Here is a 9642-nt window from a genome sequence, read left to right as displayed (position 1 = left end):
CAATGTTTTTATAGGAGCACATTCAATTGTTTTGAAGGGTGTAGTAATTGGAAGGAATTCTGTAGTTGGTGCAGGGTCTGTGGTGAGTAAGAGCATTCCTGAAAATGAGATATGGGCCGGTAATCCCTGCCGGTTGGTAAGGAAACTAGATGCTCCGGATTAGGATTGCGAATACGATATGTTAAGTAAAATACATAAAGACAAAGTAACTAACGTAATTGAATATATCCTTGCGATCATATTGGTTTATTGCAATGGTTCGTGGTTGATGTTCGAAGCGAAATCTCCGCTTCAGTTGCTTCTGATCGTCACTGTTCTTGTATACCTTATGATTCGGAAATCCTGGTATCAGGAACTTCAGTTTCCGAATATTTGGGTCCTGCTGTTGGCCGTGTTTCCTTTTTTGTCATTGATAACGAACATACACAGGGATATCAATTTGTTCAGTGTTATATACGTTTCTGCCTCCTATATTCTTCTTGCCTGTTTTAATAATAAAACTTTTGTGTCGATTTTAAACAGGTATGCGCATTTTATTTACGTATTGATGCTGATCTCAATTCCAATAGGAATAATAACCCTGGTGGATTACTCGGTTCTTTCTGTCTTCCCGGTGTCCATTAATGATCTATTCGGTAGCAGTAACACAAACGGGTACTATAATTTGATTTTGTACACAGACCGGGTTGTAAACGACCTGAGGACACAAAGCATATTCTGGGAACCAGGTGCCTGGGCATTTAATGAAGTTTTCGCTTTCTACTGGTTCATTTTTATAAAGCAGGACTATAAAAAGCTACCATACCTGCTTTTAAGCTTATTGCTCACCTTATCAACCACTGGCCTATTTCTTGGTATTCTGTTGTTGTTCGCTGCTTTCATCAAGATTCCGGTAAAAGAGATTAGAAGAAAGATCATTTACCTTGCCGCGGGGTCTGCAATACTTTTGATTTCCGGATCCGTCTATATTTCTACAACTACAGATATTAACATCGCGGAATTATTCTACGAGCAGGTTGTAGAAAAGTTTACCTCGGATTCTAAATCTGATTCTTTCGAGCAACGCGTGGAGACCACGAAACAGGCATATGAGATTGCAGTTGAGAATCCTTTTTTCGGAATTGGTAAGACAACGGATGAAACTCAACTTTTTATTACTTCCGGACTGGCCGAAATTGTTTATCAGCTTGGCTTTCTATACCTGGGATTATATCTGGTTTTGTTCAGGGTATTGTTCTCTAAATTGGGGTGGATCATATCTTGTCTGTTCATAGGCATCATGATAAATGGAGAGGCGTATAGTTTCTACATTCTCTCTTCCTTAATCGTGATATATGGGGCTAAAAACTTTATTAATGTGAATCCATTTCACAAAAAATTCGCTGGTCATCCAGAAAATCAACTCGCAACAATAAAATGATACAGATAAAAGGAAATCGCGACAACCATTCTCCTCTGGTTTCTATTGTAACAATAGTGTACAACGGTGCGGAATACTTAAATGATTGTATACAAAGTGTAAGGGCACAAACCTACAAAAACATTGAGTACATTATAATCGACGGTGGCTCTACAGATGGTTCTTTAGAAATTTGTGCGCAGAACGATGACTTGATATCAAAATTGGTATCAGAAAAGGACAATGGAATAAGTGACGCTTTTAACAAAGGAATCAAACATGCAACCGGCGATATTATTGGTATTTTGAATTCTGATGATTCTTACAGGCCAAATGCAATAGAATTTGTTGTGGATGCCTACCTGAAAGGAGGAAAGAATGAGTGTATTCTATATGGTGACATTTGCTATTTCAACGATGAAGTTAACTACGAGCTCATACCAGACCTGAAACCGATCTGGAAGTTTATGTCTATTTTCCATCCCGCCGTGTTTGTTACAAAATCTGCGTATGACAGAATAGGCTTATTTTCTGAGGCGTTTAAATATGCAATGGACGTTGAGTTCATTCATCGGGCATTATTTAAACAAGTTGAGTTTGTTTATATAGCTAGAACCCTAACAAATTTCCGCCTGGGTGGAACGAGTGCTGTTAACTACAGAGGGAGCTATCGGGAGTTTTATAAATCCGTGAAGATGTACAATGACCATCCCTTAGCAAAATACTACTATTATCTAGGGATAACTAAGAAGTTTATCCTTTCTTCCAGGATTGGCACCTTTTTAAGAAAGAATAGGAGCTCACTTTCTATATTTTTGTCAGGCAAAGATAAACCATCGGTACAATGATATATAAAGTCCACAGCTTACTCTGTATGCTACTCTTCGTCACCAATAGTCTGTTTGCGCAAACTGTAGCTAACAGCAGGATCACATTAGGTGTAACGGGACATCCGTTAAATCAGAAAGCATATTTAAACTCAGGTGTTGATGCCCAGTTAAATCTGATAAAAAGTTTAGACCTTAAGTATTACAGAGTTGATGTGAACACCAGTCCGGATGGGATCGCGTTAGATCACTATAAGCTTTCGGAATTGGTACAGAAGGCAAAGAAGGCAAATATATCCGTCCTCCCAATGTTATACCTAACCGGATTTAAGTTTTCGCTCTCTAATGAAGATGCCTACGCAACGGGATTTAAGCTTGGTGCCGGTTTCGGTAAAAAGTACGGAGCATATTTTGATTACTATGAACTGGGGAATGAAATGGATGTTCATAAGGAACTTGTGAGAAATAGCGGGAGTGACTATGCCGACTATCTGGCGCCACAAATGAAAACACTGGCCTCATTTCTGGAAGGCTTAAACTGTGGTTTAAAGGAATCCGACCCGGGAGCAAAGACCATTGTAAATTGTGCGGGATGGTTTCATTTCGTGTACCTTGAGACACTTCAAAAACTTGGTGTTCATTATGATATCGCAGGATATCATTGGTATTCCTACATGGATGATTATGCGAAGACTGTAAAGGTAGATATCCTAAAAGTATTACCAGCGCGTTTGAAAAAGGATATCTGGTTTACAGAAGTCAATTATAGTCCACGTAACAACAAAGACAAAAACCTGGAAAAAACCAGAAGGACGTGGGTTTTGAACTTTATCTCGAGATGCCGCAGTGCGCCAGGTATAAAGGCCGTATTTATTTATGAGCTATTAGATCAGCCTGATCTACAGAATTCCAGTATGTCGGAAAAAACCTTCGGGTTGTTTTCAAGAGAGATCAACGGTATCAGGTCACGAAGCCGAAGTTCCTCAGGCAGTAATACATCAGAATGGCGCAAGAAGGAGCTTGCGAAAGGTCTTTCATCGATTAGATGATCGCTTTATTCTGCATTACGACAGGATTGACTCTCTTTTATTCACAAGCAAAAATGAATAGACAAAGTGAAGAAAGTGATGGTTTTAGGTGATATTTGATATCTTTGCGAATCAGAATTTAGCGGCCTGCAAGGCAATGGCCAAACTTTCGTTTTATTCTTGACCCAATATTTCTTTAGATTAGCAACATCCATTTAACGATCCCTATAATTAGGTATGATATACATTAATGGCAGATTTTTGACTCAGCGACTAACAGGTGTACAACGATTTGCATACGAGATGTTCCGAGCCTTATTAATTAGCAGTCCCACGCAGTTTTGTGTCCTGGTTCCACCTGCGAAAATTGATGCTGCCTATGATGTTTCAAACTGGCCGATTAAAGTGATTGGTAAGTTAAAAAATTCGCTGTGGGAACAACTAGACTTGCCATTTTTTCTTGTTCGAAACAACAAGCCGCTGCTGATAAGTCTTGTAAATACAGCACCATGCTTTTATTCCAATCAGATTGTAAGTATATTGGATATGACAACTTTTGTTAATCCACGATGGTTCAACTACTTATTTGCAGCTTATTATAAAGTGATTGTGCCTCGAATCGCAAAAAATTCTTTAAAGGTGATCACGATAAGTGAACACTCAAAACAAGACATACTCAAGTATGTTGATATTCCAGGAGAAAAAATTGATGTTATCCATTGTGCAGTCTCTGACAAATTCCTGGAAAGATCTGCTCTTGATCAAGGTGCTGGTCAGTTTCTAGACAGACTGGGCGTCGAAAAAGAGGGCTATATATTGGGTGTGTCTTCCCTTGATCCCCGGAAAAACTTTCGTGCGCTGATAGAAGCATATCTGCTTTTAGATTCAGACTTGCCGTTAGTTATTGTAGGATCTAAAGGAAAGGCGTTTGCCGATAATAATTTAGATGGCCTTCTTTCGAGTGAGCGTATCATTTTTACCGGGTATGTTGAGGACGACGACCTGATTTTATTATACCAGGCTGCAAAGTGTTTTGTATACCCTTCGTTATATGAGGGATTTGGAATGCCGCCATTGGAAGCTATGGCTTGCGGAAGCGCAACAATAGTTTCTAATACATCCAGTATGCCTGAAGTGTGCGGTAGCGCAAGTTTATATGTAGATCCATTGGATGTTGTATCTATAAAGGACGCTATGTCAAAATTGCTTTCTGATAATGAACTTCGAAAAAAATTGATTGATTTGGGAAAAGATAGATGTAGAATTTATTCATGGAATGCTTCCAGTGAAAAATTAAAGGTTATAATTGAACGAAATTTAAGATGAAAGTAGCTGTAATATCGGGGATAACGGGTCAGGATGGTGCATATTTGGCTCAACTACTTACCGAGCAAAATTATAAGGTGGTTGGATTGACGCGAAGTAGTCACAATTTCAGCAAGAAGAACTTTCTTTATTTAGGAATTAAGAGTGAGATAATTATCGAGGAGTGTGACTTGCTGGATTTTTCAAGCATAATTAAAATTCTTTTAAAATATAAGCCTGATGAGTTTTATAATCTGGCAGCTCAAAGTTCTGTAGGTATATCGTTTGAACAGCCAATTGGGACGTTGAATTATAACACCCAATCCGTATTAAATATTCTGGAAAGCGTACGGATCTTGAATCTGGGTACGCGAATATATCAGGCGTCGAGCAGTGAGATGTTTGGCCGGGTCCAATCACTACCCGTAAATGAACTTACACCGTTGCACCCTTTAAGTCCTTATGCAATTTCTAAAGCTTCGGCCTATTGGATAGGCATTAACTATAGGGAATCCTACAAAGTTTTCTGTGTCAATGGAATTTTATTCAATCATGAGTCACACCTTCGAGGCGCTAATTTCTTTGTCAAAAAGGTAATTAGGACCTCTTTGGAAATCAAACACGGGCGGGCCAACGAACTTCGTGTTGGGAACATTGATGTAAAACGTGATTTTGGATATGCTCCTGACTATGTTAAGGCGATGTGGCTGTCTCTTCAGCAAGAAAAGGCGGACGATTATTTGATTTGCTCCGGGACATCAATTTTTCTTAGAGATATCATTTACTATACATTCGACTCCTTAAATCTAAGTAGAGCGCTGATTGTTGAAGATCCAGCCTTGTTTCGTCCGATTGACATGGATGACATGTATGGAGACAATACAAAAGCGAAAGAACAGTTGGGATGGGACTATAGCAGATCATTTTTTGACGTCTTAGACTTACTTATCGAAGAAGAAGACCAAAATTATAGAAGATGAGGGTAGCAATTGTACATGACGAGCTAATGCGCAAAGGCGGGGCAGAGCAAGTCGTATTAACGATGCTTAAAGCCTTCCCAAATGCAGATTTGTTTACGCTTGCTTATAATCCTGAAGGAACATATCCAGAATACAAGAACTACAAGATTAATACTTCTAAGTTGCAGTTTTTGTCCCGGAGTGTGAAATGGATGCAGAGGCTTTATTTTCCCCTTGGCGTATGGGCAATGAAGTCCTTGAAAGTGCACGGTTATGATGTTGTTTTGATATCGAATACACATAGTGCCAAATACGTGGATATAGACAATGATGCCCTGGTTTTTATCTACACTTACACTCCGTTCAGGCTGGCGTGGGAGCCGACTTCATACTCCCAATACGTTGAATCCAGAGGGGTTTATCGATGGGTGTTCGATAAGGTAATTAATTATCTTAGAGAAATTGACAGAAAAGAAGCTCAGAAAGGGGATTTCTACTTGGGAATGACCAAAGAGACTGCGCAAAGAATAAGGGACGCCTATCAAGTAGAAGATGTCACCATCATTGCGCCGGATGTGAAAACTGTCAATTTCAAACTCTCCGATAAAGAAAAAGAATACTACCTGGTGGTTTCCCGTTTGGAGTACTATAAAAAGACCGACCTGGCAATCGAGGCGTTTAATGAACTTGGCTTGCCATTAATTGTGGTTGGCAGCGGAACTAAGGCAGATGAGCTAAAGCGTCTTGCGAAACCGAATATTCAGTTTAGGAGTGGGTTAACCAGTGAGGAGTTGGCGGATCTTTATGCAAACTGCAAGGCATTGATTTTTCCGCAATATGAAGACTATGGTATTACTCCGTTGGAGGCTATTGCATCTGGAAGGCCAGTTATTGCATATGAGCGGGGTGGAGTGCTCGAAACCATGATCCCATATAGAGGCGACGCCTCGAAAGCGACTGCAGTTTTCTTTAAGGAACAAACGATTGAAAGTTTAAAAGGCGCGATAGAACTATTTCAGTCTTTGAACTTTGATCCTGAATTCATCAAAGCCCATGCAGAGAAGTTTGACGAATATGTATTCATTGATAAAATCAAACAATTTGTTACCGATAAGTATCGAAAGTCTCGGCAGAAAAGTTCTCCAAAGCCTAAGTTGGCTTCTGAGAAGAGGATTAACAGCTGAAGGATCCATTAATCAATAGGTTAATAAAAAGACAGGAATGAGGTTCCTGTCTTTTTTATAAGAAGCAAATCCGCTGCTACTCAAACTGATTTTTCACCGTATAGCCGGCGTCTTTTAGCATGCGTTCTTTGAGGAAGTGGTCCACATCTGAATTCATCATATCTTTTACTAAGGCAGCTAAGTCATATCTTGGTGCCCAGTTGAGCTTAGTTTTACATTTGGTAGGATCTCCAATTAATAAATCCACCTCCGTAGGGCGGAAATAACGTTCGTCAACAGCAACAACTTCTTTCCCGACCTCAATATTGTATTTCGGATTTGTACATGAAACCACAGTTCCTCTTTCATTTACACCTTCGCCCTTGAATTCGAGGGTAATTCCGACTTCAAGAAATGCCATCTTAATGAAGTCACGTACAGTAGTGGTGATGCCAGTGGCAATCACAAAATCTTCGGGTACGTCCTGTTGAAGAATCAACCACATCGCCTCCACATAGTCTTTTGCATGCCCCCAGTCTCTTTTCGCATCAAGATTTCCAAGATATAACTTGTCTTGCATTCCCAGCGCAATCTTCGCAGTTCCACGTGTAATCTTTCTTGTCACGAAAGTTTCACCACGTAGCGGGCTTTCATGATTAAACAAAATACCATTGCAAGCAAACATACCGTATGCTTCTCTGTAGTTAACCGTGATCCAGTAAGCATACATCTTTGCTACTGCATAAGGGGATCTTGGATAGAATGGCGTAGTTTCAGATTGTGGTACTGCTTGTACCAACCCGTATAATTCTGAAGTAGAAGCCTGGTAAACCTTAGTTTTCTCAACTAAGCCTAAAATCCGAATCGCTTCAAGTATTCTTAAAGTACCTATACCATCGGCGTTTGCCGTATATTCTGGCGTTTCAAAGCTCACCTGAACGTGGCTCATTGCACCAAGGTTGTAAATTTCATCAGGTTGAACCTGCTGAATAATTCTGATCAGATTTGTAGAATCACTTAGATCTCCATAATGCAAAACGAAGCGCACGTCACTTTCATGGGGATCTTGATACAAATGATCGATACGATCTGTATTAAACAATGAGCTACGGCGTTTGATGCCATGGACCTCATATCCTTTTTTCAAAAGAAAATCAGCTAAATAGGCGCCATCTTGGCCAGTGATTCCAGTAATTAAGGCTTTTTTCATGTATAAATCGGTATTAATCTTATTCGGTTTTACGTTATTCTGTTTTTTGCAAATGTATTGATAATTTGAGCAATAGCTTAAATTTATGTCTGTTCCATATGATGTAAGTTACGAATGAGCAAAGGCTGGCAACTTTCTTCATTTTGATACAAATGCCTGCTTGCCAGGTCCTGCAAGAACATTTCAACTTCAAGTGCGCTGTTGTAAATGAATGGTTTGCGCGGTCTTTAACCTTAAAATAGAGCCTGTCTTTAAGTGCTTTCAGGTTTACTTTATTGTTTAATGCCATCATATTATGAGTATATTTGCGAGACTTATGGGGTCTGATCGTGTGCAAGAAAACTGTGAGTTCCGTGACTTTCATTGACCTTATAAATCACAAACGATTTTAAATGAAGATTAAAAAAATAATAGGACTAAGCGGTTCCGACAGACTTCTTGGTGTAAAGCTGAGCGGGTTTTTCACTTTTCTTCTGGTTATCTGTTTAGGAGCTTTCTCTCAACGCGCATTTTCACAAACAAACTACTCTGATATCCGTGTAGACGATTTATCAGACACACAGATCCGTCAGCTGATGGACCGTGCCGAATCCATTGGATATGATGATGAGCAGCTCGCCCAGATGGCCCTTGCACAAGGCATGAAGCCGGAAGAGATCGAAAAACTTAAACTAAGGGTAGACAAGCTCCGGAGTCAGGGGAAGACATCAGCCACTTCCGTAGCGAGTAAAGCAACGCCGGGTGTCATTCAGGCACAAGCTGTAGAGCGAAAATCCGCTGTCACAGATACCGCTACAAGGAATGCGGCGAGTAACCTGACCGATCAACAGCGGCGCATGGCCGACAACGAAAGTGTTTTCAATACGGTAAAGCCGAAGATCTTTGGTGAAGATCTTTTTAAGAATGGCAATCTGAGCTTTGAGCCCAATCTACGGATGGCCACCCCAAAGACATACATCATCGGTCCTGATGACGAGTTGCTGATCGATCTGACCGGCGACAATGAAGCCACATACAAATTAAAGGTAAGTACTGAAGGCACGATTAACCTGCAATACGTAGGACGGATCGCAGTTGGCGGTTTATCCATAGAACAGGCCGAATCCAAGATTCGTTCTGCCATGTCTAAAACATACCCTGCTTTACGCAGCGGCCGAACAACTGTTGCCATCAACCTCGGCAACATCAGAAGCATTAAGGTCACGGTACTTGGTGAAGTCGTAAAACCGGGGTCATATACCTTACCATCATTGGTGACCGTATTTAATGCCTTGTATGCCTCAGGAGGACCAAATCCAAATGGCTCCTTCCGTAAGATCCAGGTCGTCCGCAACAACCGGGTGGTTTCAACCATCGATGTGTATGATTTTTTGCTGAGGGGTATACAGACTAATAACATCAGGCTGCAGGATCAGGATGTGATCAATGTGCCGGTGTATCAGAGCCGCGTAGAAGTTACTGGTGAAGTGAAACGGCCAGCCTTCTTTGAGGTACTTTCCAGGGAGTCGCTTGACGATGTACTCCGTTTTGCAGGTGGTTTCAGCAACCTGGCCTACACTGCGAAAATCAAAGTGCTGCAGAATACAAATAAGGAGCGCCGCATTACCGATGTACAGGCGGAGCAGTTTTCTACATACGGACCGCTAAATGGCGATAAGTACATTGTGGAACCGATATTGGATCGTTTTGAAAACCGGATAGAGATCAACGGTGCCGTGTTCAGGCCGGGTTCATACGAATTGGAAAAGGGG

The 9642-nt window shown here is 40.7% G+C and carries 9 protein-coding genes; 8 read left to right on the top strand and 1 reads right to left on the bottom strand.

What is annotated here, in order from left to right; all coding sequences use genetic code 11:
- The first annotated feature begins 10 nt into the window (after positions 1-10).
- The 7 genes from ACKI5J_RS10090 to ACKI5J_RS10060 all read left to right on the top strand — a co-directional run bounded on the left by ACKI5J_RS10090 (position 11) and on the right by ACKI5J_RS10060 (position 6702).
- Positions 11-163 (top strand): acyltransferase, encoded by a 153-nt coding sequence (locus tag ACKI5J_RS10090; RefSeq protein ID WP_407429082.1) that lies wholly within the window; start codon positions 11-13, stop codon positions 161-163.
- Between the two features lie 15 nt (positions 164-178).
- Entirely contained in the window at positions 179-1420 is a 1242-nt protein-coding gene (locus tag ACKI5J_RS10085) for an O-antigen ligase family protein (protein WP_407429080.1), read from the top strand.
- Positions 1417-2247: a glycosyltransferase family 2 protein gene (locus tag ACKI5J_RS10080; protein WP_407429078.1), complete on the top strand. Its 831-nt coding sequence runs from the start codon at positions 1417-1419 to the stop codon at positions 2245-2247. Before ACKI5J_RS10085 ends, ACKI5J_RS10080 begins: the two co-directional genes overlap by 4 nt.
- Entirely contained in the window at positions 2244-3275 is a 1032-nt protein-coding gene (locus ACKI5J_RS10075; RefSeq protein WP_407429076.1) for a glycosyl hydrolase 53 family protein, read from the top strand. Before ACKI5J_RS10080 ends, ACKI5J_RS10075 begins: the two co-directional genes overlap by 4 nt.
- A 216-nt stretch (positions 3276-3491) precedes the next feature.
- Positions 3492-4580, top strand: coding sequence for a glycosyltransferase family 4 protein (locus ACKI5J_RS10070; RefSeq protein WP_407429074.1), 1089 nt, complete (start codon positions 3492-3494; stop codon positions 4578-4580).
- Positions 4577-5539, top strand: coding sequence for a GDP-mannose 4,6-dehydratase (locus tag ACKI5J_RS10065; RefSeq protein ID WP_407429072.1), 963 nt, complete (start codon positions 4577-4579; stop codon positions 5537-5539). Before ACKI5J_RS10070 ends, ACKI5J_RS10065 begins: the two co-directional genes overlap by 4 nt.
- Complete coding sequence (locus ACKI5J_RS10060; protein WP_407429070.1) at positions 5536-6702, top strand: glycosyltransferase; 1167 nt, start codon at positions 5536-5538, stop codon at positions 6700-6702. Before ACKI5J_RS10065 ends, ACKI5J_RS10060 begins: the two co-directional genes overlap by 4 nt.
- A gap of 76 nt (positions 6703-6778) precedes the next feature.
- Here ACKI5J_RS10060 and gmd read toward each other — a convergent pair whose 3' ends face one another.
- Entirely contained in the window at positions 6779-7891 is a 1113-nt protein-coding gene (gene gmd, locus ACKI5J_RS10055) for a GDP-mannose 4,6-dehydratase (protein WP_407429068.1), read from the bottom strand.
- Positions 7892-8283: 392 nt separating this feature from the next.
- Between gmd and ACKI5J_RS10050 the strand changes: the two genes are divergently transcribed.
- Positions 8284-9642: SLBB domain-containing protein (locus ACKI5J_RS10050; protein ID WP_407429066.1), on the top strand; the 1359-nt coding region annotated here is incomplete at its 3' end.

Origin of the sequence: Arcticibacter sp. (assembly GCF_045629565.1) — a bacterium.
Lineage (GTDB): Bacteria > Bacteroidota > Bacteroidia > Sphingobacteriales > Sphingobacteriaceae > Arcticibacter.
The sequence above is the reverse complement of the archived record's forward strand: the minus strand, read 5'-3'. Positions and strand labels throughout refer to the sequence as shown.

Coding starts and splice junctions, on each gene's coding strand:
- ACKI5J_RS10085 (WP_407429080.1), top strand. CDS start 179: ATGTTAAGTAAAATACATAAAGACAAAGTAACTAACGTAATTGAATAT.
- gmd (WP_407429068.1), bottom strand. CDS start 7,891: ATGAAAAAAGCCTTAATTACTGGAATCACTGGCCAAGATGGCGCCTAT.
- ACKI5J_RS10065 (WP_407429072.1), top strand. CDS start 4,577: ATGAAAGTAGCTGTAATATCGGGGATAACGGGTCAGGATGGTGCATAT.
- ACKI5J_RS10075 (WP_407429076.1), top strand. CDS start 2,244: ATGATATATAAAGTCCACAGCTTACTCTGTATGCTACTCTTCGTCACC.
- ACKI5J_RS10060 (WP_407429070.1), top strand. CDS start 5,536: ATGAGGGTAGCAATTGTACATGACGAGCTAATGCGCAAAGGCGGGGCA.
- ACKI5J_RS10080 (WP_407429078.1), top strand. CDS start 1,417: ATGATACAGATAAAAGGAAATCGCGACAACCATTCTCCTCTGGTTTCT.
- ACKI5J_RS10070 (WP_407429074.1), top strand. CDS start 3,492: ATGATATACATTAATGGCAGATTTTTGACTCAGCGACTAACAGGTGTA.